General features: G+C 46.1%; 25 protein-coding genes and 1 riboswitch. Of the genes, 9 read left to right on the top strand and 16 right to left on the bottom strand.

What is annotated here, in order from left to right:
* Window positions 1-184: 184 nt before the first annotated feature.
* Window positions 185-1,795 (bottom strand): CTP synthase, encoded by a 1,611-nt coding sequence (locus tag ACFQ3J_RS26540; RefSeq protein WP_251584832.1) that lies wholly within the window; start codon window positions 1,793-1,795, stop codon window positions 185-187.
* 333 nt (window positions 1,796-2,128) lie between these two features.
* Window positions 2,129-2,674, bottom strand: coding sequence for a DNA-directed RNA polymerase subunit delta (rpoE, locus tag ACFQ3J_RS26535; protein WP_251584834.1), 546 nt, complete (start codon window positions 2,672-2,674; stop codon window positions 2,129-2,131).
* A 499-nt stretch (window positions 2,675-3,173) separates the two neighbouring features.
* Here rpoE and ACFQ3J_RS26530 point away from each other — a divergent pair, with 499 nt between their 5' ends.
* Window positions 3,174-4,334 (top strand): S8 family peptidase, encoded by a 1,161-nt coding sequence (locus ACFQ3J_RS26530; RefSeq protein WP_091161801.1) that lies wholly within the window; start codon window positions 3,174-3,176, stop codon window positions 4,332-4,334.
* Between the two features lie 95 nt (window positions 4,335-4,429).
* On the opposite strand, the gene argS is transcribed toward ACFQ3J_RS26530, so the two are convergent.
* The 10 genes from argS to ACFQ3J_RS26480 all read right to left on the bottom strand — a co-directional run bounded on the left by argS (window position 4,430) and on the right by ACFQ3J_RS26480 (window position 14,592).
* Entirely contained in the window at window positions 4,430-6,109 is a 1,680-nt protein-coding gene (argS, locus tag ACFQ3J_RS26525) for an arginine--tRNA ligase (protein WP_251584836.1), read from the bottom strand.
* Between the two features lie 3 nt (window positions 6,110-6,112).
* Window positions 6,113-6,532, bottom strand: a complete 420-nt coding sequence (locus tag ACFQ3J_RS26520; RefSeq protein ID WP_251584838.1) for a DUF1934 domain-containing protein — start codon at window positions 6,530-6,532, stop codon at window positions 6,113-6,115.
* Between the two features lie 232 nt (window positions 6,533-6,764).
* Window positions 6,765-7,634, bottom strand: a complete 870-nt coding sequence (speB, locus tag ACFQ3J_RS26515) for an agmatinase (RefSeq protein ID WP_091161805.1) — start codon at window positions 7,632-7,634, stop codon at window positions 6,765-6,767.
* 16 nt (window positions 7,635-7,650) lie between these two features.
* The gene (gene speE / locus ACFQ3J_RS26510) at window positions 7,651-8,478 is read right to left on the bottom strand and encodes a polyamine aminopropyltransferase (protein WP_251584840.1); all 828 of its coding nucleotides are present in this window, start codon (window positions 8,476-8,478) and stop codon (window positions 7,651-7,653) included.
* A 197-nt stretch (window positions 8,479-8,675) separates the two neighbouring features.
* Window positions 8,676-9,104 carry a monovalent cation/H(+) antiporter subunit G gene (gene mnhG / locus ACFQ3J_RS26505; protein WP_244533712.1) on the bottom strand — a complete coding sequence of 143 codons (429 nt, stop codon included), beginning with the start codon at window positions 9,102-9,104 and terminating at the stop codon, window positions 8,676-8,678.
* Complete coding sequence (locus ACFQ3J_RS26500; protein ID WP_091161808.1) at window positions 9,088-9,372, bottom strand: Na(+)/H(+) antiporter subunit F1; 285 nt, start codon at window positions 9,370-9,372, stop codon at window positions 9,088-9,090. Before ACFQ3J_RS26500 ends, mnhG begins: the two co-directional genes overlap by 17 nt.
* Window positions 9,372-9,848: a Na+/H+ antiporter subunit E gene (locus ACFQ3J_RS26495; protein WP_091161809.1), complete on the bottom strand. Its 477-nt coding sequence runs from the start codon at window positions 9,846-9,848 to the stop codon at window positions 9,372-9,374. The genes ACFQ3J_RS26500 and ACFQ3J_RS26495 overlap by 1 nt, the downstream gene beginning before the upstream one ends.
* 4 nt (window positions 9,849-9,852) lie before the next feature.
* Complete coding sequence (locus ACFQ3J_RS26490; protein ID WP_091161811.1) at window positions 9,853-11,337, bottom strand: Na+/H+ antiporter subunit D; 1,485 nt, start codon at window positions 11,335-11,337, stop codon at window positions 9,853-9,855.
* The gene (locus ACFQ3J_RS26485) at window positions 11,330-11,668 is read right to left on the bottom strand and encodes a Na(+)/H(+) antiporter subunit C (RefSeq protein ID WP_091161812.1); all 339 of its coding nucleotides are present in this window, start codon (window positions 11,666-11,668) and stop codon (window positions 11,330-11,332) included. The genes ACFQ3J_RS26490 and ACFQ3J_RS26485 overlap by 8 nt, the downstream gene beginning before the upstream one ends.
* A gap of 2 nt (window positions 11,669-11,670) precedes the next feature.
* Window positions 11,671-14,592 carry a Na+/H+ antiporter subunit A gene (locus ACFQ3J_RS26480; RefSeq protein ID WP_251584842.1) on the bottom strand — a complete coding sequence of 974 codons (2,922 nt, stop codon included), beginning with the start codon at window positions 14,590-14,592 and terminating at the stop codon, window positions 11,671-11,673.
* Window positions 14,593-14,742: 150 nt separating this feature from the next.
* Between ACFQ3J_RS26480 and ACFQ3J_RS26475 the strand changes: the two genes are divergently transcribed.
* Window positions 14,743-16,800, top strand: a complete 2,058-nt coding sequence (locus ACFQ3J_RS26475; RefSeq protein WP_251584844.1) for a transglycosylase domain-containing protein — start codon at window positions 14,743-14,745, stop codon at window positions 16,798-16,800.
* A gap of 131 nt (window positions 16,801-16,931) precedes the next feature.
* Here the strand turns inward: ACFQ3J_RS26475 and ACFQ3J_RS26470 are convergent, their stop codons facing one another.
* Window positions 16,932-17,447 carry a YwhD family protein gene (locus ACFQ3J_RS26470; RefSeq protein ID WP_091161818.1) on the bottom strand — a complete coding sequence of 172 codons (516 nt, stop codon included), beginning with the start codon at window positions 17,445-17,447 and terminating at the stop codon, window positions 16,932-16,934.
* 103 nt (window positions 17,448-17,550) lie between these two features.
* On the opposite strand from ACFQ3J_RS26470, the gene ACFQ3J_RS26465 reads away from it, so the two are divergent.
* The 5 genes from ACFQ3J_RS26465 (at window position 17,551) to ACFQ3J_RS26445 (ending at window position 22,496) form a co-directional block, all read left to right on the top strand.
* A complete protein-coding gene (locus ACFQ3J_RS26465; protein WP_091161820.1) occupies window positions 17,551-19,533 on the top strand; it encodes a M1 family metallopeptidase in 1,983 nt (660 codons plus the stop codon).
* 12 nt (window positions 19,534-19,545) lie between these two features.
* On the top strand, window positions 19,546-20,367 hold the full coding sequence (locus tag ACFQ3J_RS26460) for a hypothetical protein (protein ID WP_251584846.1): 822 nt from the start codon (window positions 19,546-19,548) through the stop codon (window positions 20,365-20,367).
* Window positions 20,368-20,680: 313 nt separating this feature from the next.
* Window positions 20,681-20,822, top strand: a riboswitch (cyclic di-AMP (ydaO/yuaA leader).
* Window positions 20,823-20,828: 6 nt separating this feature from the next.
* The gene (locus tag ACFQ3J_RS26455; RefSeq protein WP_091161823.1) at window positions 20,829-21,296 is read left to right on the top strand and encodes a C40 family peptidase; all 468 of its coding nucleotides are present in this window, start codon (window positions 20,829-20,831) and stop codon (window positions 21,294-21,296) included.
* Between the two features lie 226 nt (window positions 21,297-21,522).
* On the top strand, window positions 21,523-22,020 hold the full coding sequence (locus tag ACFQ3J_RS26450; RefSeq protein ID WP_251584848.1) for a GNAT family N-acetyltransferase: 498 nt from the start codon (window positions 21,523-21,525) through the stop codon (window positions 22,018-22,020).
* Between the two features lie 113 nt (window positions 22,021-22,133).
* Complete coding sequence (locus ACFQ3J_RS26445; protein WP_091161826.1) at window positions 22,134-22,496, top strand: c-type cytochrome; 363 nt, start codon at window positions 22,134-22,136, stop codon at window positions 22,494-22,496.
* 95 nt (window positions 22,497-22,591) lie between these two features.
* Here the strand turns inward: ACFQ3J_RS26445 and ACFQ3J_RS26440 are convergent, their stop codons facing one another.
* Window positions 22,592-22,888: a 4a-hydroxytetrahydrobiopterin dehydratase gene (locus tag ACFQ3J_RS26440; RefSeq protein ID WP_047914350.1), complete on the bottom strand. Its 297-nt coding sequence runs from the start codon at window positions 22,886-22,888 to the stop codon at window positions 22,592-22,594.
* Between the two features lie 239 nt (window positions 22,889-23,127).
* A complete protein-coding gene (locus ACFQ3J_RS26435; RefSeq protein WP_251584850.1) occupies window positions 23,128-23,421 on the bottom strand; it encodes a hypothetical protein in 294 nt (97 codons plus the stop codon).
* 146 nt (window positions 23,422-23,567) lie between these two features.
* Between ACFQ3J_RS26435 and motA the strand changes: the two genes are divergently transcribed.
* Window positions 23,568-24,368 carry a flagellar motor stator protein MotA gene (gene motA, locus ACFQ3J_RS26430; RefSeq protein ID WP_091161829.1) on the top strand — a complete coding sequence of 267 codons (801 nt, stop codon included), beginning with the start codon at window positions 23,568-23,570 and terminating at the stop codon, window positions 24,366-24,368.
* Window positions 24,355-25,149 (top strand): flagellar motor protein MotB, encoded by a 795-nt coding sequence (gene motB / locus ACFQ3J_RS26425; RefSeq protein WP_251584852.1) that lies wholly within the window; start codon window positions 24,355-24,357, stop codon window positions 25,147-25,149. The genes motA and motB overlap by 14 nt, the downstream gene beginning before the upstream one ends.
* Before the next feature lie 152 nt (window positions 25,150-25,301).
* Here motB and ACFQ3J_RS26420 read toward each other — a convergent pair whose 3' ends face one another.
* A complete protein-coding gene (locus ACFQ3J_RS26420; protein ID WP_251584854.1) occupies window positions 25,302-26,003 on the bottom strand; it encodes a pseudouridine synthase in 702 nt (233 codons plus the stop codon).
* Window positions 26,004-26,009: the final 6 nt, after the last annotated feature.

The raw sequence follows: 26,009 nt of genomic DNA, 5'->3' as shown, positions 1-26,009 counted from the left end.
TACGCAAGCCGTACATGATTATACCTAATCCAGCGATTTTTAGGTTGTTAAATATAAGATTCTACCTCGCTCAGTTAAATCCTGCTTGCTTGAACCATATTGCATATAAATGGAGCGGCATCCAAGCAGCATTATAAAAAAAAGATCCCGTATACGGGATCTTTAGGGTTATATAAATTCTATATTACATATTCTCGGAATGAGTAAGGGAAGCCTTCACAAATTCACGGAACAATGGTTGCGGACGGTTCGGACGGGAAATGAATTCCGGATGGAATTGAACGGACAGGAACCAAGGATGTCCTGGAAGTTCAACAATTTCCACCAAGCGTCCGTCTGGAGTTGTACCAGAGATAAGCAGGCCCGCCTTCTCAATCACTTCACGGTACTCATTGTTAAATTCATACCGATGACGATGTCTCTCATAGACCAGCTCATCCTGATAGCACGCAGCTGCAAGGGAACCTTCCTGCAATTTGCAAGGATACAACCCAAGACGCATCGTACCGCCGAGATCCTCGATATCTTTTTGCTCTGGAAGCAGATCAATGACCGGATATTCTGTAGAAGGGTTAATCTCCGAGCTGTTAGCACCTGTCAGACCAACGACCGAACGAGCATACTCAATGACGGATACTTGCATACCAAGGCAAATACCGAAGAACGGAATGTTCTTCTCACGGGCATAGCGAATAGCTGAAACCTTACCTTCAATACCACGATCACCAAATCCACCCGGTACTAAGATTCCACCAATTCCATGAAGCAGCTCATCTACATTCTCATCTGTGATCTCCTCAGCATTTACCCAGCGAAGCTTTACGTCAGCGTTGGCAGCAAAACCTGCATGTGATAGGGATTCAACCACACTGAGGTAAGCATCATGTAGCGCCACATATTTACCGACAATCGCAATTTCCACGGATCTTTCAAGCTTGCTGATCCGGTCAACAAGCCCTTCCCATTCGGTCATATCCGGTGCAGGAGTTGTCAGCTTCAAATGATTCACTACAATCTCATCCAAGCCTTCATCACGAAGGTTCAATGGAACCTCATACAGCGTGCTAGCATCACGGCATTCTACCACAGCATGCGGATCAATATCACAGAACAGAGCCAGCTTAGCCTTCATATCAGCAGAGAGCTCTTGCTCTGTGCGGCACACGATCACATTCGGCTGGATACCAATTCCGCGCAATTCCTTAACACTGTGCTGCGTCGGCTTCGTTTTCACTTCACCTGCTGCTTTAATGTAAGGAATCAAAGTAACGTGAATGTACATCACATTATCCCGACCCACATCGCTCTTAATCTGACGAATAGCTTCAAGATATGGCAAGCTTTCAATATCGCCTACCGTACCACCGATCTCCGTAATAACGACATCAGACCCCGTTTCACGACCCGCACGGAATACACGTTCTTTGATTTCGTTCGTAATATGAGGAATAACCTGAACCGTACCGCCCAAATATTCTCCGCGGCGCTCTTTGCTGATTACCGTAGAATACACTTTACCTGTAGTCACATTGCTGTTTTTGGAAAGATTTATATCAATAAAACGCTCATAATGCCCAAGATCAAGGTCTGTTTCCGCTCCGTCATCTGTTACAAACACTTCACCATGCTGGTAAGGACTCATCGTTCCTGGATCCACATTAATGTATGGATCGAATTTCTGAATCGTCACCTTAAGCCCTCTGTTCTTAAGCAGTCTTCCCAGAGATGCAGCCGTAATCCCTTTTCCCAGGGAAGACACAACCCCGCCCGTCACGAAAATATACTTTGTTGTCACTTTATAATACCCTCCTACATAAAAGTCCGTAAAATTCAGGCGACATTATGATGTTATCCTAACCCATTTTTCAGGTTATCATCGTCAATAAAGGGAATAAGCAAAATTTGCTTGTCAAAAAAAACATCCCGCCTCACAAATCAAGGCGGTACATGTTATTTCTATCTATAGTTCCCTATAAAAAAGAAAAAAGCACACCCGAAAAAACGGGGCACTTTTTTATATAAAACACGTGTAATATTCATCGCTCAATCATAAGCCCAAGCAATAGTTTACCTGCTTGCATGATCTTTTGTCAAGGATGTTCATCGACTTTATACAACCAGTTTTGGACTAGACTTCCTCGTCCTCATCTTCGTCGTCTGACAGCTCATCGTCTTCGTCTTCTACGTCTTCTTCATCATCATCGAGCTCTTCATCACCGATAATCTCTTCATCGACATCATCTTCGTCCTCGTCCGAGTCATCATCGAAGAGATCATCATCTTCGTCCTCATCACCAGCATGATCGAAATCTTCATCCTCGTGTTCTTCATCAATGTACTCTTCATCCTCATCATCGTCATCGTTAATGATTCTTGGACGCTTCATGCCAGTAACAGTATCTTCTGCTTTATCGATCGGATACCAGCGCTTGAGTCCCCACAGATTGGTTCCTACATAAGCAAACCGGCCGTCGATATTAATTTCAGTATATAGCTGTGCAATGACATCATTGGTCTCTTCGTCGCTGAGGCTGCGCAGCTTCGCTACTTCATTCATCAGGTCACGATAGTAATAAGGCGTGTTGGCAGCTTTAAGCACCATAAAAGCCAGATCGACCATCGGCATTTCACGGATCTTTTCTGGATCCAATTTCAGATTGAGTGAGGTACTCACTAACGGACACTTCCTCTCACACATTAATTCGCATAACGGTTATAGAATGACTATAACGCTTTAACTATAACTAACATATCCATTAACAAACCTAAGTAAAACCTATTTAGCCTCAAAATGCAAGTTTTATGTGCACTTAATATCGAGATTTAAGTTAAGCAGCAAAATACAATCTCTATCTATATAACTCATGATGGTGTCACTTTTCGATATGTATCCCATCTCCGGCAATAACTATTCAGATACGCCCCCGCTTTTTTGAATGAACAAAGACGGGGGTCCCTCCCCCGCCTTCTGACTGTATCCGCCCTGAAGGAATGTTCCTTCGCCGGGTCCCCGCAAGAGCCATGGGGCTCTCTATGTATATTATGAGTTTTCACCCAATTTGACACGATCTAACGGGCCTATTTGTAATAAAAAAGGGCTGGTTTCCCATGCGGCTTCTCAGGCACCTTCATACAATACCTCAAGCATGGCATCCAGAGGGGGACTGCCCAAAATGGATTACTCTGTATTCTTATCCTTGCTGAATGATGAGATGAATCAAGCTTCCCAGACATCCAGCGGACACCAAATCATTCGTTTTGCAAAACCGCAGCAGTATCATGAGTGTTTGCTTGCACTTGCCAAGCTCAAGCCTACACTGAAAAATCTCCGGCATGTCAGAGCATCCCGCCTGATCAGGGCACTAATCGTTCCTCTAACTCCATCTGCCAGGCTTCTCAGTCTGAGCGGGCCATCATTAACCATTGAGAACGACAGTAAAATAAAGGTTCACTCCACGATCAAGAACACCAAAACGATCCCTTCAGGAGGTCAAGGCATCCCATGGGGGGTGAAAAAAATTCGCGCCCATAAGGCTTGGTCCAATTCTACCGGTCATCGAATCAAAATTGCTGTGATCGATACAGGCGCTGATTATCAGCACCCCGACCTCCGTCATTCCCTCGCCAGAGGCATTAATCTTCTTAACCGAAACATGCTTCCCTTCGACGATAACGGACATGGCACCCATATCGCAGGCACCATAGCTGCGGCAAACAGTACGGAAGGCATTATTGGTGTTGCCCCCAGATCCATCATATATCCTGTAAAAGCATTCGATCATCAAGGATCGGCCTATGTCTCAGATATCATCCTTGGCATTGATTGGTGTGTCCGAAACCGGGTAGATATTATCAACATGAGCTTCGGCATGCGCACCAAGAGCAAAGCTCTTCTTGATTTAGTAAACAAAGCAAGCAGGGAAGGCATCGTCATTGTCGCTTCCTCAGGTAACGACGGAAAGCGTCGCAGCATTGATTATCCGGCCAGGTACTCCCAGACCATCTCCGTTGGTGCGACAGATGAGAACAGACGAATTGCCGAGTTCAGCAATCGGGGTCCCTATGTAGATGTATATGCTCCAGGCAAAAATATATACTCCTGTTGGACTCACGGGAAATATCACGTGATGAACGGTACCTCCATGGCTACTTCGCACGTCAGCGGTGCGATTGCACTACTGCTGTCAGAACGCCCCGGTCTATCCCCTGAGGAGATCAAAGCGCTGATCAAGAAAAGCGCAACCCCTCTTCGCTCCGGCAAGTCAACTCGTGCCAGCGATCAAGGCGGAGAGCTTCACGCACTTCGATTGCTGCAGGAAGGAACCAAGTCTTAGTTATTGTTGTCAAAAAGTAATAGAAGCCTCTCCGGATCAACAAGGAGGCTTCTATTTATGAGTAAGCTGCTTCATTCCGGCAGCTGATAACAAAGTTACATTTTTTCTGGTGCGCTCACACCTACAAGTCGAAGGCTGGTAGCAATGACGGTGCGAACAGCGCCAAGAAGAGCCAATCTCGCTTGAGTCTGCTCCGCATCATCGGTAATGACGCGCTCTGCTTTATAGTAGCTGTGGAACAATGCCGACAGCTCATACACATAACGGATAATGCGGTGCGGAGCATATCCATTTGCGGCTGCTGCAACCTCTTCAGGGAACTCGCCCAGCTTGCGCAAAATGTCATATTCATGTTCCGCTGTCAGCTTGGACAGGTTCACATCTCGTACAGGATAGATGACAATTCCCTGCTCTTCGGCCTGACGGTATACACTGCATACCCGGGCATGAGCATACTGTACGTAGAACACCGGGTTCTCGTTACTCGTAGAGATGGCAAGATCCATATCAAAATCAAGATGGGAATCCATGCTGCGCATGGTGAAGAAGTATCGAATAGCGTCCACGCCAACTTCGTCCATCAGATCTTCCATCGTAATGGCTTTACCCGTACGTTTGGACATCTTCACCTTCTCGCCGTTTTGGAACAAGCTAACCATTTGGGCAATGAGAACAACCAGCTTGTCCGGATCGTTACCGAGCGCCTCCATGGCTGCCTTCATTCTTGGAATGTAACCGTGGTGGTCTGCACCCCAAATATTGATCATCGTATCGTAGCCGCGAGCATACTTATCGCGATGATAAGCAATATCCGGTGTCAGATAGGTATATGTGCCGTCATTTTTAATGAGAACACGGTCTTTATCGTCGCCATATTTCGAAGTGTTCAGCCAAGTTGCCCCGTCCTTCTCGAAGATCTCTTCCCTTTCCCGCAGCTCGTCAAGCGCGTTCAGTACCGCACCGTTATCATAAAGTGATGTTTCGCTGAACCAGTTGTCAAATTCAACGCGGAAGCGTCCAAGGTCTCGCTTGATCTTATTGAGCTCTTTCTCAAGACCATAATCTCTAAAGAACGCTGCACGGTCACCAGGATTCAGGTCAAGCAGGGAGTTTCCTTTTTCGGCAACCAATTCTTTGGCAAAGCCGCGAATATCCTCGCCATGATAACCATCCTCCGGCATCTCCACTTCTTGTCCCAGCTCCTGAAGATAACGAGCCTCAATGGATTTGCTCAGATTAAACACTTGATTGCCGGCATCATTAATATAGTACTCACGCGTGACTTCATATCCTGCAAAATCAAGCACATTGCATAGTGCATCCCCAACAGCAGCTCCCCGGGCATGTCCAAGATGAAGGCTTCCGGTCGGGTTCGCGCTGACGAACTCCATCTGGATTTTGCGCCCTTCGCCCATGTTCACACGTCCGTAGTCATCACCCTGCTCGTGAATGAGTTCAATTACAGGATACAGATAGCTCTTGCTGAGTCGGAAATTAATAAAGCCCGGACCTGCAATCTCAGCAGACTCAATGCTCGCCTTCGATAAATCGAGGTGGTTGATGATTTGTTCAGCAATCATGCGCGGATTCTTCTTGGCAATACGAGTCAGCTGCATCGCAGCATTCGTTGCAAGATCCCCGTGACTCTTATCCTTCGGCACTTCCAGCACGATAGCCGGTATCTCGTCCTCAGCCACAATACCTGCTGATATTACAGCTTCTTTAATTGCTGCAGTAACTTGCTCATTTATAAGCTCTAGTGGATTGCGTGTCATGAATTAAAGTTCCTCCTGTATTTCCATACTGATATCAAAATGTCCTGATTTCTCTTCAAACATATATAGATCATAGCGAAAAGCAAGCTTGGCCGACATTCCTGCCGTGCTGATCTCAAGCTTCTTCGTATCTGTAGACAAAGCAAACGAAGTATAGGGTGATTTATAGAAGCCGGGCAGCCTTTGACCCAGCTCAAAATTCTGCTCCGATTCTATTCCGCCATGGCGAATCAGCTTCAAGCTGCGTTCCGTTACCTTAATGGTATTTCGAGTCTTGCTCCCCCCGGGAACCTGCTCTTCTTCTTCATATCGTACATAGAGGGCGCTGCCTTTCCTGATCGCCTCTCCGGTAAATGTCTGTATAACCTTCTCGCCGTCAGCCATACTGTAAATATGAACCTTGACGGGATTCCATCCTGACATGATTCTATCGTCCCCTATCTACCTTAAAAAAGCGTTCCTTTCGCTTCTTTCCTTAGTTCATTCTATAGATTTTGGTCTTATTGTTCAAATCAAAATCCTGCCTGTCTATCTAAATGATGCCGTAAAACTATAACTCGCATACAAAAGCACCCCAACAGCCCTAATCGTATCTTCTTCGATCAGGGGATGAAAGGGTGCTTCACAAACCTCAATTTGTGTAATATTGTACAGACTACTTGACGAAGCCAAGCAGCATTTCACGGATCAGTTTGGATGCAACGATTGGCGTCTGCTGCGTTGGGTCATAGATCGGCGCCACTTCCACGACATCAAATCCCACGACATTGACACTCGATCTCGCAATCGCATGAACCGCTTCAAGCAGTTCCTTGGACGTAATTCCGCCGGCCTCTGCCGTTCCTGTACCTGGAGCTGCCGAAGGGTCAAGCACGTCGATATCAATCGTCACGTAAACCGGACGACTTCCCATAGACGGCAATGCTTCCTTCATTGGAGCTGCCACTTCAAATGGATAGAAGTTGATATTCTCACGTGCATAGGCAAACTCTTCTCTTGAACCGGAGCGGATGCCGAATTGATAAATGTTCTTGCCTCCCATCAATTCCGCTGCTTTGCGAATTGGAGTAGAGTGGGACAGCGGCTCGCCTTCATAATGCTCACGAAGATCCGCATGGGCATCGATATGAATAATCGCAAGATCAGGATATTTCTTATACATTGCTTCAAGTACAGGCCAAGTAACCAGATGCTCTCCACCAAGACCAACCGGGATTTTGCCGTCTGTCAGGAGACCTTCGACATACTCCCGGATGATATCCAAGCTGCGGCTTGCATTACCGAAAGGCAGCAGCAAATCTCCTGCATCAAAATATTTCAGATCTACGATGCTTCTGTCAAGGTAAGGGCTGTACTCTTCAAGTCCTACGGAAGCCTGGCGAATGTGCGCCGGACCGAAACGTGAACCTGGACGGAAGCTGACAGTGTAGTCCATCGGCATGCCGTAGATAACGGCTTTGGAATTCTCATAATCTTCGGAACTGCAAATAAACACATTTCCAGAGTACGCTTGATCGATTTTCATGTTAAGCTAATTCTCCTTATTTAATCAGATCTTCCACGAATTTTGGCAGCATAAACGCTGCCTTGTGAAGACGCGGAGTATAATATTTAGTATCGATTTCTGGGATCGCAGACTCGTCGACTTCGAGCGGATCATACTTCTTGCTTCCCATAGTAAAAGTCCACAGACCGCTTGGGTAGGTTGGAATATTCGCTCCATATACACGAACGATCGGGAACACTTCCTTCACGTCTTTGTTCACGCTCTGTATCAGATCAGCCTTAAACCAAGGGTTGTCCGTCTGAGCAACAAAGATGCCGTCTTCCTTTAATGCCTCGTAAATTCCTTGGTAGAAGCCGCGTGTGAACAGATTGGCCGCAGGGCCTACCGGCTCCGTGGAATCTACCATAATGACATCATAAGCATCTTTGTGATCGTGAATGTGCATAAAGCCGTCACCTACGAGCACTTCGACACGGGCATCTTCCAGCTTGCCAGCAATGCTTGGCAAATAGGTTTTGGAATACTCAATTACTTTGCCGTCGATATCAACCAGAACCGCCTTTTTCACTTGAGGATGCTTGAGCACTTCACGGATGACTCCACCGTCACCACCGCCAACCACAAGAACATATTCAGGGTTAGGATGCGTATATAGAACCGGATGCGCAACCATCTCATGGTATACGAATTCGTCTTTTTCTGTCGTCATTACCATACCGTCAAGGAGCAGCATGTTGCCAAACTCCTCGGTTTTGACCATAGCCAGATCTTGAAATTCCGTCTTCTCATTCACATAAGTTTCGTGAATCTTCATTGTAATGCCGAAATTTTTGGTTTGTTTCTCCGTAAACCACAATTCCATCGTTATTACCTTCTCTCGATTAGAATAAGTGTTCAGCCGGCAGCCTTCACCTGGATTTCTATCCAACAGCATATACAAGCGAATAGGAGCTACGGATTTCCCGTCTATGTTGTACAAAACCCATGCACTTTTGCATTATACGTTAAATCTGAAATCGCTGTAAAGATACTGCTATATTGCGTTATTTTCAGGGGAGTTCACTCATGCTTTGTCTGATTTCTGTTCGGCTCCGGCTCAAGTGAATCCACAGAAATTTCCTCGTTCTCGAGGAGCTGTCGTTTCTTCCCTTTAAGGGCCTTTGCCAGTTCATCAAGCGTGCTTCCCTTCCATAACGGAACATCGGTACGATAGGCAGCGCGACCATTCAAATGCCCTGCAACAGGAGCTGTCAAAAAGACAAACAGAATGCCCAGCAGCAGCCTTGCACTCACATAGCCGTCATAGACTATAAAGAACAAAAATCCGCCGGATAAGATACACAAAATACCAAGTGTATTACTTTTTGTTGCTGCGTGCGCACGAAGGTATACATCCGGGAGCCGGATGAGTCCGTAGGTGCTCAGCACACTCAAAACTGCTCCAAACAAGACCAAGAGACCAACAATTACGCTAAAGATCATCGTCATTTTCGAGTACAAGCCCCCTTTCAATAAACCTGGCAAAGGCTACAGTACTGATGAACGCCAGGATACCAATTAAGAGGATGATATCCACATAGGCCTGGGTATGAAACAGCATAGACAGCACCGCAACACTTCCGATCAAGTGAATACCAATCGTATCGAGTGCCGTGATGCGGTCGGCCATGGAAGGCCCCTTCAGAACACGATACAGACACCCGAGAATGGCGACACCCAGCAGCAACAGTGAAATGCTAAGAACAATGGTCAGCATTATCTCGTCACCTCCATGATCGCTTTCTCAAACGTATTCTTAATATCCTCTGCAATCTTCCCTTCGTCCGGGATATGGAACGCATGAATGTAAATGGTTCTCTTGTTTCTGGAAATCTCAAGCGGCATCGTGCCTGGCGTCAGTGAGATGAACAGAAACAGCAGCATAATCTCGAATTCGGAGCGAAGGTCTGTTTCATATTTGAAGGTGCCTGGCGAAATGTCCAGTTTCGGCTTCACGATATGAGAAATGACTTCAAACGAGGAACGAAACAGCTCTACAATAAGCAGCTTGATCAGCTTTAAGGCGGCCCATAGTTTTTTTAAATAGAAGGGCTCAGGAAAGAATCGCCGAAATGCAAAAATGATCAATAAACCAAGCGTGTACCCTACAAAGAAGCTTGCACCGCTCCAAGAATGATTCAGCATCATCCAGAGCAAAGTGATGAGTAGATTGAGAATAATCTGCCTGGACATCCAATCACCACCCCTTCAGTACCTTATTGACATACAGGCTAGGATCAATCAATACATGTGCCGCCGTCGAAAAGGATGGATACAGTGCCTCTGCAAACAGCCCCATCCCGATCACAATAATAAACAGCCCCCCTGCCGGAATGAGCATCCGGTTGATGGAGTAATGAGGCTCATCCGAATGGATGGTCTGCCCCTTTCCCCAGAAAGCATAGATGAAGATTCGCAGAAGCGAGTACAGCATCAGGAAGCTCGCGATAACCGCAATCGTGGTCAACCCGTACAGCCCGGCAGCAATGCCCCCTTCAAAAAGCATCAGCTTGCCTGGGAATCCGCTTAACGGAGGCACACCAGCCAGGGCAAGCGCGGCCACAAAGAACATCCAGCCAAGCAGCGGGTAGCTGCGGATGAGCCCGCCCATATTGTTAAGACTTGACGTTCCGGCAGCAGCAATTAAGGCTCCACCCAGCAAGAACAACAGGGTTTTGATGATCATGTCGTGCAATAAATAGAACATAAGCCCTTCGAGCGCGAGCTTGTTATCTGCTGCCATCCCAAAGGCCACAAAACCTACCCCTGCAACGACGTTGTACACCAGAATCTTATTTACATTCTTATAGGCAATCGCTCCGATAACCCCCAGTATCATTGTGGCACCTGCCATCCAGCCAATGATCTGCCGAGTAAACTCGGGATCGTGATAGAACACAAGCGTAAACATCCGCACAATGGCGTATAAACCTACCTTTGTCAGAAGGCCTGCAAACAGTGCAGTTACGATAGCCGGCGGAGCAGCATAGGATCCGGATAGCCAAAAGAACAAGAATAATCCGGCTTTTATGCTGAAAATAAGCAGGAATAGGACGGCGATAACTCCCAAAATACCATCTTGCCCTACCTCAGCCACCCTCACCGATAAATGAGCCAAGTTTATGGTTCCTACAACGGAATACAGATAACCAATGCCAACAACAAAGAAGGAGGAGGATACCATATTGATCAGCACATATTTTAATGACTCCATCAGCTGCCTTTCCGTATTCCCCAGCACCAGCAGCGCATAGGAAGAAATCAGCATGAGCTCAAAGCAGACGAATAGATTGAATAGATCTCCGGTTAAGAAGGAACCGTTGACGCCAGCCATCAGAAATTGAAAGAACACGTAAAAGTGGTATTTCTCCCTCTCCTGAGTGACACTTTTGAATGCATAGAATATACAAGCCACCGCAATAATGGAGGCTACGAGTACAAGAAGAGAGGCGAGGGTGTCAGCTACAAACACAATGCCATAAGGCGCTGCCCATCCCCCCATGTTGAGCAGCTGGAGACCTGAAACGGATACTTGCGTGAACAACAGGATCGCGATGCCAAGAGCGATGACGGTACTAATCCCGCTGATCCAGCGCTGTATTCTTACCGACTTCATAAACAGAATGAGAAGAATCCCTGTTAGAACAGGGATGAAGATCGGCAGAACCACAAGATTATTCATATTTCGGCCCCCTTACTTCCTCCATATCGTCGGTCTTCAGTTTGAGATACGAACGATAGGCAAGAACAAAGAAGAAGGACAGCAGTCCAAAGTTAATAACAATGGAAGTCAGGATCAGTGCCTGTGGAAGAGGGTCCACATAATTCTCGGCATGCTCTCCCAGCAGCGGAGGTGCTCCTGTCTTCAGACGAGCCATTGTCATGAGCAATAGATGAACCCCATGTGATAGGATGGATATTCCCAGCACAAGCCTCAGCAAGCTTCGAGACAGTATCAGGTACACGCCTACTGCAAATAGAATACCTACCGTAACGCTCATTATAATTTCCATAGTCATCGGTCCTCCCCAATTTGCAAAATGATGGTCATCGTAACACCGACCACGGACATGAATACTCCTGCCTCAAAGATCAGAGCTGTCGTAAGTTCGACCTCACCCAATATCGGTATATCAAAATAATCAAATGTCTGGCTCATAAACGGAACACCAAACAGAAAAGATCCAGCAGCGGTTGCCAGCGATATAAGAAGACCCCATGCAATGACATAGCGGTAGTCTACAGGAAGTATTCGCCGCAGCGTATCCGTGTTGAACGCGATTGCCATAAGAACAAGCGAGGCAGAGGTTACAAGTCCACTGATAAATCCGCCCCCCGGCTGATGATGTCCGGCAAAGAAGAGATATAGGGCGAATACAAGGATGATAAACACAATGATCTTTGTACTCATCTGCAAGAATACATCGTTGCTTCGCAAAGGAACGGTGTTCCAATTATCTGGCTTGACCGTTAGGCTCTTATCCTTCGCTTGATCCTCCTCTTCCTTTTCCTTCTTCGGTAACGCTTGGTGCTTCGACCCAAGATCTCTGCCCGTCAGATTAAGATTGATCATCGAATAGATCGCAAGCGCAGCAACACCGAGTACCATAATCTCCAGCAGCGTATCAAAGCCGCGGAAATCAACCAGAAGCACGTTGACGATATTTTTACCGCCTGCAAGGTTATAGCTCTCCCTCGTAAAGAACTCGGAAATGGAAGCTAGCTGAGGCGTTCCGCTTGCTGCCAGGGCGATTAAGGTAACCATGACACCTACACCTATAGCAATAACCAGGTTTAAAGCCTGATATTTCCTGCTTGATTTGGGTGTTAGTTCAGGAAGGTGATAGAAGCAGAGCAGGAAAAGTGCAACCGACACCGTTTCGACCACCATTTGAGTCAGCGCCAGATCCGGCGCTCTGAAGAGCACAAAAAACAAGGTTACAAGATAACCCACGGCCCCTGTCAGGATGACCGCAGATAACCTGTGTTTGGCTATCGGAATGCATAACGCCGTAATAATTAATCCCGCGAGCAAAATATTTTCATAAGTCATAAACGATTCATATCCGCTGAAATTCCACTGTATATCGCTGGCACGCCAGAATGCATAGAAGATCAGGATCAGCATAAAGCCAAAGATGTAAATTAAATAGTTGCGCAGCGATCCATTCATGTAGGTCTGTGTCCATCGCTTCGCAAATCGATGAAGTCCTCTGAAAGCAGTTGAATAAAATCGGTTGACGGTATATCTTGGGATGTATTCCTCGTATTGAGTCTTCCATCTGGGCAGGAACTTGTAGATAACTCCTCCAAGAATAACAACGCCTAAGGTCATCCACAGCTCGGATGTAATCCCATGCCATAGATACAGATGCACATCGAAACGTTCTCCTTCAGCCAGCAGCGGAGACAGAACAGAAGCCATAGCCGGTTCAATCAGCCCACCAGATAACAGATCCGGATATACCCCTGTAATCAGCACCATAAGTGCAAGAACAACGGGTGGAATTAACATTCCTATAGGCGCTTCATGAAGCTTATGTACAGGAATTTCGGTTTTGTTCGTCCCAAGGAATGTCCGAAACACGATAACCAGGGAATATATAAAGGTCATCACGCTGGCAATCCAGGCGAGGATGGGAAATATTAATCCCCAGGCTTCGAGATTGAATATATTCAGCTCTGTAATTTCAAGCGTTGCCTTAAAGAACATCTCCTTACTAACGAATCCGTTGAATGGCGGCAGACCTGCCATAGAGAATGTGCCGATCAGAGCAATCGAGAAGGTCACCGGCATGACTGCCATAAGTCCGCCAAGCTTTCTAATATCCCGGGTGCCTGTCTCATGGTCCACAATCCCTGCCATCATAAATAGCGATCCCTTGAACAGCGCATGGTTGAACAAATGTAATATGCCTGCCGTTGTTGCTGTTGTATATAATAAGGATTCCGACCCGTATCCAAAGTATAGAGCTGCCGAGCCCAACCCGAACAATGACATGATGAGCCCAAGCTGGGATATGGTTGAATACGCTAGAATGGCTTTGAGATCCGTCTTCTTGATTGCAATTAGCGAACCGTAAGCCATCGTTAGGATTCCTGTAAGGGAGACAAGCCAGAACCATACGGCCTCTCCGCCGAAGACCGGTGTATACCGGGCGACAATATAAATACCTGCTTTGACCATAGTGGCTGAATGCAAGTATGCACTCACTGGCGTCGGCGCTTCCATCGCGTCCGGCAGCCAAATATGAAATGGGAACTGTGCGGATTTAGTAAAGGCACCGATCAGAATCAGAATAAGCGCAGGGATAAAGAGTGAATGATCGTCTATATAGGAGATAGACTCAATCGTTTCTCTTATGCTGTATGAGCCGCTGATCAAATACAGCATAATGAACCCTGTCAGCATCGCAAATCCGCCGAAGACCGTTACAAGAAACGACTTCTGTGCACCGCGGATCGACTCTTCCTTACTGTGATGAAATGCAATCAAGAGGAAAGAGGCAATACTCGTCAGCTCCCAAAAACCGTATAGCACCATCATGTTGTCTGAGAGCACGACTCCAAGCATAGCTCCCATAAACAGGAGCAGATACAAATAGAACCGATGCAATGCCTGACCACGTTCCATATAGTAGACAGAGTATAGAACAACCAGAGTGCCTATCCCTGTAATGAGCAGTGACAGCAATAGACTTAATCCATCTAAATAGACTGTAAAATAAATGCCAAGGGATGGAATCCACGGAATGGATTCATAGAATAAGGAGTAATCCCGCACATCAGGAATCATGCTCAGAAAATAGGCAAACAGAATCAACGGTACGATCAGAACCGCCCATCCCAGGTGAAAACGGTGTGACAAACCTTTCATAAATGCAATCCCAATCCCTGCTGCAATGGGAAGAAGAATAGAAATATGAAGCAGATACACAAGTACACCCCCTAGTAGCACGAATTAGAGTTTATGTTAACCTTTACCCGTATCTGCTATGCACAGAATCTTTATAGCTATGAATAATGAATAGGACCTAGTCCCATACTGGTACATGAGGTTATTTTTGGAATGAAGGGAGGGCTCCATTTGTCAGAATCTAAAGAATCAGCGAAAAAGAAGACAAGCCGCACCATAAAGGTTCTGAAAGTACTAGGCATCCTGGCGCTCACGGGCATTGTGCTAACTACAGTGCTTGTCATTTATCTATACGCTACGAGCCTCCCTCTCGCAGATAATGACCGAAATTCAAGGCTGTTTGATATCAACGGCGAGGTCATCGCCACATTCTCCTCCAGCGGGAAGGATTCGACTCCTGTGAAGCTGGATCAAATCGCTCCTGAGCTTAAAGAGGCTACAATTGCAGTCGAGGACCGCAAATTCTATGAGCACCACGGCTTTGACATTGTCGGCGTGGGAAGAGCCATACTCGTGAACATCAAGGAAATGAGCATGGCACAAGGCGCAAGTACGCTGACACAGCAGCTTGCCAGAAATCTGTATCTCACGCATGAGAAGACCTGGTCGCGAAAAATAAAAGAGGCTGTCTATACAGCCCAGCTTGAAATGAATTTTACAAAAGACGAAATTCTTCAAATGTATCTTAATGAAATTTACTATGGTCACGGGGCATATGGAATCGAAGCGGCATCTCAGCTGTATTTTGGCAAGTCGGCTACAGATCTTACGCTCGCAGAAAGTGCACTTCTCGCCGGTGTTCCCAAAGGACCCACTTATTACTCGCCGTATAATAATATGAAGAAAGCAAAGGATCGGCAGAAGATTGTTCTCAGTGCTATGGTTGATACTGGAAATATTACACAGGCCGAGGCTGACAAGGCATATAATGAAATGCTGGAGATCAAGCCGCAAAGTGAACGGAAAACAAATGAAGAGGCACCATATTTCCGTGATTATATCCGTAATGTGGTGATTAATGAGCTGGGCATTGATTCCTCGCGCCTGGATCACGGAGGACTTAATATTTACTCGACCCTTGATATGCGAATGCAAAAAGCGGCTGAAGAAACGGTGGCCAGCATTATGGACCCGGAGAGCAAACTTCAAGTGGGTCTTGTCTCCATTGATCCGCGTGATGGGCATGTGAAGGCAATGGTAGGCGGCACCAATTATCTGACCAGTCAGTATAATCATGCGCTGGCCGGTAATCGCCAGCCGGCATCCTCCTTCAAACCGATCATGTATCTAACGGCCATTGAATCGAAGCAGCTGACTAGTGTTTCTCTATTCGAGAGCAAGCCAACCGTGTTTCACTACGATAATAACCGGAAGACCTATGAGCCCAGCAATTTCGGCGAGAAATATCTCGGATGGATTGATATGCGCAGGGCCATTGCCGTTTCAGATAATATTTATGCAGTAAGTACACTGATGCAAATCGGATATGAGCCTGTCATCGCCATGGCCCATAAATTAGGGATAACCAGCTCGCTCAGCGGAGTACCTTCGCTTGCCCTCGGCACCTCGCCTGTGAGCGTGTTTGAAATGGCTTCGGCATACAGCGTGCTTGCCAATGAAGGACAGCGAAATGCACCTGTCGCCGTGCTTAAAATTACCGATGCAGCTGATCGAATCGTCTATAAAGTTCCGGACCAGGTTCCCGAACAGGTCGTTGATCCGGCATCGGCGTATGTGATGACCAACCTGCTGGAGAGCGTATTTGATACGGGAGGCACAGCTCACCGGGTAGCTAACAAGCTCGCAAGGCCTGTCGCGGGCAAGACAGGGACCACGAGCTCAGATGCCTGGATGGTTGGATATACGCCTGAATTAGCAACAGCCGTGTGGGTTGGCTACGATGAAGGGAAAGAGATTACGACTACAGAGAGCCGCAGGGCTGCTCCTATCTTCGCAGAATACACAGAGAAGGCGCTTGAGAATGTGCCTCCAAAAGTATTTCCTGTGCCAGAAGGAGTGGCCAGTGTATATATCGATCCTACAACGGGCAAGCTTGCCGGTAATTATTGTGAAAATCGCAGGCTCGAAGTATTCCTTCGCGGCACGGAGCCGACGGAATATTGTACTGAGCATTATGCTGAGCCAGAACAAGACTCAACTGAGCAGGATATCGAGAGAGAACGTGATAATTCTTGGTGGGATCACTTTAAAAATTGGTGGACCAAATAACCTTTGAACCCAGGCTTCATACGTTCTGAGTTGACTCCGTGCCTGTGGCAAAGGTATATATAACAACAAAAGAGCCGCAGAGCTGATGATCTACAGCTCTGCGGCTCTTTTCTTTTGTGTGAACGACAATATCAGCTATCCAGCGCTTGCTTCAGTTCTTCCGGAGAAGCATTCCACCAGTCCTCATTATGAGCCATAAGCAGCTTCTTCAATGCTGCTTTCTCTTCGGCTCCCATCTCATCCAGCATGATCCGACGCTTCATTGCATAATCCATCTTGTTAACATGATCCGCAAGAATCTTCCAGCCTCGTCTCGCTTCCGTATCAATCCACATTTCGCATGCAGTTGCGCCTGCATACAGCTGCCCTTCCGGAGTACGGTCCACTGCCACCCATACTAGCCATACCTGGCGGCCGTTCGGCACAGCTGTCTTATCCGCAGAGAATTTGATTCCCCGCTCCACTTTGCTCTTCGCATGCATCGCACCAATATCGATCTTTGCCTCTCCAGCATCAATAATGACAGGAGATACGTTGTTCAGATCAATGGATCCTGCACCGAATCCCTTATGCTTGCTCTTGCTGCTTACAATATTCAAGGCAATTTGTTTCTTGCCGCTTTGTCCACTTTGTCCGTTTTGTTCCATTGATTATGGCCTCCAAAAGTTGATACCAATATTTTAACTAATATTTGTCCCATTGCAAACATATATATGCCTTAGATGCTTGTCAACGGGAGGTATATAATGTATGACCCCAGTTCGCGCGAAAGTTATTCTATCTTCTATTATTGCTGTTTGTGTCCTAGGCGGCACACTACTACTCAGTCTAAACGGCTCACCGGATGCTCTACCTGCTCTCGTACCAAATACGGCCAAGCCTGGGGCTGCTCCAGCACCTGCACCGGTACAGGAAAGCGTCCAAACTCCTCGAGCTGAGGTACTGAGCGACCGCATTGTCGAATATCACATTGATGTGCAGCTGACCGAAGAGAACACCTTAAAAGGTACCTCCATCATGACCTGGACTCATCCGGGAACCAAAACCGTAAATGAATTATATTTTCATCTATATCCTAATGCTTTCTCATCCGATCAGACAACCTTTATGAAGGAGTCCGGCGGAAAGCTTCGAGGTGATGCTATGCCGAAGGATGGCTATGGCTCCATGAAGCTTACCGAGATCAAAACGACAGAAGGATTATCCTTATTGCATCGCATCCAGTATGTCCAGCCGGACGATGGTAATATGAACGACCGCAGCCTTGTGAAGGTTCGTCTGCCCAAGCCTGTCAAAGGGGGCGAAAGCATCACATTAAACATAGCATTTGAAGTGGAGCTCCCTAAAATTTTTGCTCGGATGGGTACAGCAGATGAATTTGTCATGGCAGGTCAGTGGTTTCCTAAAATAAGTGTCTATGAACCTGTAGGCAGACGAAATCGAACAACGGAAGGATGGAACCTCCACCAGTATCATGGAAACTCAGAATTTTATTCAGACTTTGGAATTTACAGTGTGCGGATAAAGGTCCCTGAGGATTATATCGTGGCTGCTACCGGATTCCCGACCAGGCCTTATACTAAGCAGGATGGCCAGAGAATTTACCAGTTCTATGCCGATGATGTCCATGATTTTGCCTGGGCTGCTTCACCGAATTTTATCGTAGCTGAGGAGCCATTCTCCTCACCCAATGTTCCAGGAGTACGCATCAAGCTGTATCTTGATCCGGCTCATGCCGATCTGAAGGATCGATACTTTTACGCAGCTAAGTCTGCACTGTCCAATTATAGCGAATGGTATGGCAGATACCCTTATTCTACCCTGTCCATCGTTGTTCCGCCTATCGAAGCGAACGGTGCGGGAGGAATGGAGTATCCGACTCTGATTACTGCTTTTGGCGCGAATGACACCTCCCCTGGTTATGAACTAGAGAGAACGGTCATTCACGAGATTGGTCATCAATACTTCTATGGCATGATCGCGAGCAACGAATTTGAAGAAGCATGGCTGGATGAAGCATTCACTTCCTATGCAGAAGATCGCCTCATGGAGCAGGAGTATGGACTAACCCCCAACCTTCCGCTGCAATCTGCTTCGATGAGCTCACCTGCACCGCTTACGCAGGAATCGTGGAAGTTTAACTCTCATAATCACTATGCAGAGAATGTATACACAAGAGGCAAACTGGTCCTCCTCGGAATAGAACAGCAGGTTGGCACCAAGAAGATGGACCAGATTATGGCTACCTATGCTGCCAAGTATCGGTTCAAGCACCCGACCACCGCTCAATTCCAAAAGGTGGTGGAGCAGGTTACCCGCAGATCCTGGGACACTTATTTTGACCAATATATTTACGGTAACCAAATGGCTGATTTCTCTGTAGATTCCATCTCCATCAAGGAACAGGGAACACCCGAAGAGCCGAGCTACATTTCCTCGATCAGAGTTGCAAAGAATGCAGCGGATTACTCAGAGATTCCTATCGTATTCACTTTTGAAGATGGGCATATGATCCGCAAGGAATGGGACGGAAAAGGTGGAGAGATCATCTACAACCTAACTTATAAGTCTCCTCTGGTTTGGGCAATGGTCGATCCAGAGTACTCCATTACACTTGAGAATAAGCATATGAACAACTACTTAAAAGCTGAAGGGGATGAAGCATTGGAGACCCGGTTTAACATTAGTATTACCAAAGTATTGGAGCTCTTGCTCGGAAGTCTGTCATGGTGAGGTGTATAGCGGATGAAATCTTATCTCTCCGAAGGTTTTAAGTTGGTCAAGCGTCATTTCCTAATCGTTATATTCCTGTTTCTGTACCAACTGCTGTGGGGTGTTCTTCTGTATAAGATGGTGTCCTCTGCGGTCATCCCTTTGCTAATGCGCTACCCGAATCCCCCGCCACATGAGCTTAGCCAGATCTTATTCTGGTTAGAGGGGCAGATCAGCTTGAGTACCAGCTCCACAGTCCATGATTATGTTTGGCTGCTTGTCCTCATGTTTATTTTAAGGATGCTCATCACTCCGCTGATTCGGGCGGGCTTGTTTCACAGTCTTCATGAAGATGAAAGCACCAAGGGCTTCTCCTTCTTTCGCGGGACCCTTAAGCACTGGAAAAAGACATCACTGCTCTATATCATCGAGATTGTACTGCTGCTGCTGCCTGCCTACTGGATCATCCCGAAGGTGCTTCCACTCCTCCTAAATGCGGTCTACAACCAGAATATCCTTCTACAGGCAGCTCCTTACGTTATCTTATGGATCATTTACGCCTACATTATCAAGCAGCTGCTCTTATATGTACAGTTTGGACTTACAGGCAATCGAAGCGGCTTTAGTGCAGTATGGGTCTGCATCCGCCATGCGCTTCCTGTCACTGGAGTTGCCCTGACACTTAGTGCACTTGCCTTCATACTGTTCAGTGCTTTCACTGCCGTATCGCTCATTTGGACAGGACTTTTAGCCCTGATTCTCCAGCAGTCTTATCATCTAATACGATCGCTCATAAATGTATGGAAGATAAGTTCCCAGTTCAGTATTTGGCAATCCAAAAGCGATGATGCCTAAATTTATTGTCTTGTCTCCTCTCTTCAAAAACCGCACCCAGCGCGAATATAACGCTTTCAACGTAGAAATAAAGTCAATCCGCCTGTTTATTTATCGCACCTAACGTCAAAAAACTTTATAAGTCTCGCTCTTCTCCTAGAGCGAGACTTATTTTTTGTAATATTTTCTCTAAAAAACGATTGCCAAATTTACACAACCTCTGTTACAATAGGCCCAGAACTTCTAGTAACAACTTTGTAATAATTGTTGTAACTTTTACCATTTAACTAAGTACATAGTCTTACAAGAGTGAGCGACTTTCACAGATGCACATCTTAAGAAACAGCCAAATTCCTGGCATCTGGGAAGCGGGGGAACCACTTTTATGGGTGAATTGATCTCGCAACGTAAGTGATCATAGGGGAACCTTCTACCGAATCCTTAAGCTAACCTCGCAGGCATTGGAAGGGGATTATTTTTTCTTGAAAAAGTCACTAACTGCTGCAGCACTGAGTCTTGCTATTGCATTCTCCATCGGAACAGGAAGTGCATTCGCCGATTCCAAAATGGACAAGGTCATTGATAGCGCTAAAGGAACCGAATATAAATATGGCGGTACTACTTTAAACGGATTTGATTGCTCTGGTTTTACCATGTATGTATTTGATAAACTCGGCATCGATCTGCCTCATCAATCTGGATCTCAATACAAAATGGGCAAGTCTGTATCCCGTTCTGAAATGAGACCTGGCGACCTCGTATTTTTTAACACAAGCGGAAAAGGTGTATCCCATGTCGGCATCTTCGTAGGTGAAGGTAAATTTGCACATGCTTCCTCTTCTAAAGGAGTTATTATCAGCAAGCTGGACGAGAGCTACTATGAAAAACGTTACATTGGTGCAAAACGAATTATGAGTACGGAAGAATACGAAACAGCTGCATTAGATTAAGGAACACTGTGCTGGAACAAACCTCATAGCCCGAAGATTTGATTACTAAATAGTAATCCATCTTCGGGCTTTTTATATTATATTAGGGTGAATCAATTTGATAATACCTTTAGCTGCTTAAATCAAGGGTATATATAGATCAAACTCACCTTTTTAATGATTTATGAAATTGATTCGGGTTGTTCTTGAACTATATGGAGTCTACATCTATAAAGGAGACGATGACATGACGCAGAAAGGAACTACCTTTCATGCTCTTCCTATGAGTGAAGAGCATGCAGCTGAGATCTGCACTTGGCAGTACGAACCTCCTTATAACATATATGGCTGGCTGCCCTGGGAGCAGATGAAGGCGCTTGAGATTGAATTTGGCGACCCTGAACTTCGAGCCACGCAGTATTTATCTATTGTAAATGATGCAGGTGAGTTATACGGATTCGCTCAATTATTTCCTTTAACCGGTGTGACCCGGCTTGGTCTCGGAATGAGACCCGATCTTTGCGGACAGGGAATGGGGACTTCCTTTGTCAACTCGATTGTACAGGAAGCCGCAGTCCGGAACCCGCAGAACGATATTGATCTTGAGGTTCTAACCTGGAATAAAAGAGCGATTCGCACTTATGAAAAAGCAGGATTTGCCATTCATGATACCTATGAGCGCCTTACGCCGGAGGGCCCTAAGCTGTTCTTCTGTATGGTGTATGAAGGAGCAAAGCTTAAATAGACATGATTGTCTCTCCTAACTTTTGTTTAAATATTTACCATAAAATACTATGAAGCAAGTTCATGATCCTTTATAATAAATGAAGGATTGTACATAGTAGGAGGACACAACGAATGAAGAAATGGATCATGAGTGGGTTATTTTTCTTCGCTTGCGCTTTTGCCCTCGTGTTAATGTTTACGGTTCCAGGAAGAGAACATGTGACTGAGGAAGAGCAGCCACGGGCAATGCCTGAGGTAACTCTAGATGCTGCTGCTGCAGAGGAGAAGGCGAAGGCAAGCTGTATTACTTGTCACGGTAATCAACTGGAAGGCGGAATGGGACCGTCACTGCAAACCATTGGTGCAAAACATGACGCCAATAAACTGTACCAGATTATTAGTGAAGGCACAGGCGGCGGCATGCCGGCGTTTGAAGGTCAGCTTACTGAAGAAGAGATTGCGAACCTTGCTCTATGGCTGTCCGAGAAGAAGTAAAGCCGTATAACCTTAAATAAAACACGCCTGCAAAGAGTTGGTATCTGTCATCAGAACCCACTCTTACAGGCGTGTTTTGTTACTTTCATCGTTACTTAATTTTGCATCATTCTATCGTAAGCTTCATTATATTGTTGTGCTTCTTTAATATCGATCGCGGTTATTCCTCCATCATCCCATGAAGTGAGCCGCAGCGTCACCACTTTATGATCGATGGTAATAAAAGGGTGATGATTGAATGCCTCCGAAATTAATCCGACTTCATCAACAAAGGCAATCCCTTTCATGAAGCTGGTGAACGTGAATTTGCGGACAATCCAGCGACCCTCTTCGTACTCCCAGCCCTCTAGTTTATCAAGATGAGCTTCTACTTCCTCTTGTGTAAAGACCATCGTTTCAATCCAACCTCCTTGATAAGACGTACTTACATTCAGCAGACCAGGTGCCTCACGTAAATACAGGTACTGCACTATGCAGTAAAAGAATGCTAAGCATATCAGCAAGCTTAGGTGCAATTCTGTCTCTATATTTACTGATATCTTACAATAAGGAACCCGTTTGCTAGTGGTAAACGGCTTATCGTGTTCCATCTTATCATGTAAGCGATCCTAATTCCAGCTCCCCAAAAGCCCTAAATCAGAGCTACGAAATCCAGTTCATCCTCGCCTATTAATATATTCAGACGATGGTTCTCCTTATCATGAATAACGACTCCACTGCCTACAGTAATCATGGATTCGCCTCCCAGCGCGTAGAACAAATCTTCTGCAAGCGCTTCATCCACCTCGCCTCTGTCTGCAGCTCCAAGCCGCTCCCAGTCCTCTTCTTCCATCTCGAAGAAAGTGTATCGATCCGGAATTTTGGCAATTGCCTTAATCAAATCCTCTAATATGTCACTATACTCGCGTCCATGTTTTACACCCATTCGTGTGTTCACTCCATTTTTAATATCGTGTTTCTATTATACCGGAAATTAACCCTTCACAAAAATGAATAACGTGTCGATAAATATTATAAATCAAAGGGATATCTTGAAAGGATTCAGATTAAATCTCATGGATGAGGTGTATGATGGAAATTTCAACAATTATTGGACTGATACTAGGGTTAGTGTCCCTAGTTTTAGGTATGATCTTTAAGGGTGCGCCACTCATTAATTTGGTGAACAACCCTGCAGCTTACCTGATTATTTTCGGTGGTACGATGGCTACCATTTTTATGGCCTTCCCCATGTCAGAGGTCAAAAAGATACCACAACTGTTTAGAGTCGTCTTCGTGAAGCAGAAGATGATTGACAAAGTTTCACTGATCAGCATGTTCTCCGAGTGGGCATCCATTACCCGTCGTGAAGGGCTCCTCGCACTTGAGGCAAAGGTAGACGAGATCGACGATGTTTTCCTGCGCAGCGGAATGCGGATGATTATAGACGGTAATGATCAGGAATTTGTCAGTGATGTTTTGATGGAAGATATTCACGCAACTGAGGAACGACACAAGACAGGGGCATTGATCTTTTCTCAAATGGGCATGTACGCTCCTACACTTGGTGTTCTTGGCGCTGTTGTCGGCCTTATCGCCGCTCTCGGTGATCTAAGTGATATGGACAAGCTGGCTCATGCCATCGCTGCTGCATTTATTGCTACCCTGTTAGGTATATTTACAGGATATGTGCTCTGGCATCCTATTGCGAATAAGCTCAAGCGTATTTCCAAAAAAGAAACCGAGCTTAAGTTAATGATGGTCGAAGGCCTGTTGTCCATCCAATCCGGTGTATCCACCATTGCGATCAATCAGAAGTTGTCCGTATTCCTGACCCCGAGCGAACGTGCAGAGCTTGCAAGCAAGGAGGGAAGCACAGGTGAAAAAGACTAAGAAAAGACATGAAGATCATGAAGAGCATGTAGACGAAAGCTGGCTGCTGCCTTATTCCGACCTGATGACATTGCTTCTGGCCCTATTCATCACTCTGTTCTCCATGAGCTCCATCGATGCTCAGAAGTTTGAACAAATGGCAAGTGCTTTAAGCAGTGCGCTCAACGGTGGTACAGGCGTTCTGGATAACAAATCTGCCTTTCCCACCGATCCCAGCATGGACTTAGGCAGCGAAACAACTCCGCCAAAGAATCCTGAGACTTCCCAAGAGGCCCAGCTCGCGAAGCAAGAGCAGGAAGAGCTGGAGAAGCTGAAGAAGCAGCTTGATCAATATATCAGCGAGAATCGGCTGACCGATCAGCTGGATACGAAGCTAAATCAATCACAGCTCATGATCACCATAGCAGACAATGCCGTCTTTGCTTCAGGGCAAGCGACAGTGAAGCCTGAGGCAAGAGTTATGGCTAAGAACATATCCCGCATGCTGCAGCAATTTCCTGACTATGATGTCATTGTTACCGGTCACACGGATAATATGCCTATTAACAATGCACAATACAATGATAACTGGGACCTGAGCAGCGACCGTGCCTTGAATTTCTTGAAAATTATGCTGCTAAATACGAATCTGGATCCTTCAAAATTTACACCTAGCGGTTATGGTGAATATCACCCTGTCGCCTCTAATGATACGCCTGAAGGGCGAGCTCAGAATCGGCGTGTCGAAATTTCGATTATTCGTAAATACACAAGCAGCTCTAGCACGATGAGTGTTGAGTAGTTGAGTAGCGCTAGCTCAACGGATAGATATGTACTAACAAAGCCTCCATTCCCGTCTTAGGTCGGGTTGGAGGCTTTATTATATGGTTATTTTCAGCTTGCTTAGTGTGAATTTTATGCTGACGCTATGAAATAACGCCTTATCTTGAGCTTTTAGAGCAGCTTGTAATTCAATAGGTTCCCTAATTCCGATTTCTCCTGCTCGCTTAATTCTCGCCAAGTACCTATTGCCTGGGATCCGAGATGAATGTTCATAATACGAATACGCTTCAGTTTGCGCACTTCATATCCAAACGCACTACACATTCGTCGAATTTGCCGATTCTTCCCTTCGGTCAAAATGATGCGAAAGGTCTTGTCCGAGATGCGAGTCACCGTACAAGGCAGTGTTCTTTCACCAAGAATCTTCACACCGCTTGCCATACCTCTCAGGAAAGATTCTGTCACCGGCCTGTTTACGGTCACGATATATTCCTTCTCATGCTTTCCTTCAGCGCGCAGTATTTTATTTACGATGTCTCCATCATTCGTCATTAGGATCAGGCCCTCCGAATCCTTATCCAGCCGCCCAATCGGGAAGATGCGTTCCTTGTGACCCACAAAATCCACGATGTTTCCTTCAATGTGCTGCTCTGTCGTACTGGTAATGCCGACAGGCTTATTCAATGCAATATATACCGTGTTACCTTTGGCACGAAGAGGCTTCCCATCAACCAGCACTTCGTCCCCTTCCCCCGCCTGACTGCCAAGCACAGCCACAACTCCGTTGATTGTTACTTTCCCGCTGTCGACCAGCTTGTCTGCCTCTCTCCGGGAACAATAGCCTGTCTCACTAATAAATTTGTTGATTCGCATTCATTC

This window comes from Paenibacillus provencensis (genome assembly GCF_042678545.1).
Classification (GTDB): domain Bacteria; phylum Bacillota; class Bacilli; order Paenibacillales; family Paenibacillaceae; genus Paenibacillus; species Paenibacillus provencensis.
The sequence above is the reverse complement of the archived record's forward strand: the minus strand, read 5'-3'. Positions and strand labels throughout refer to the sequence as shown.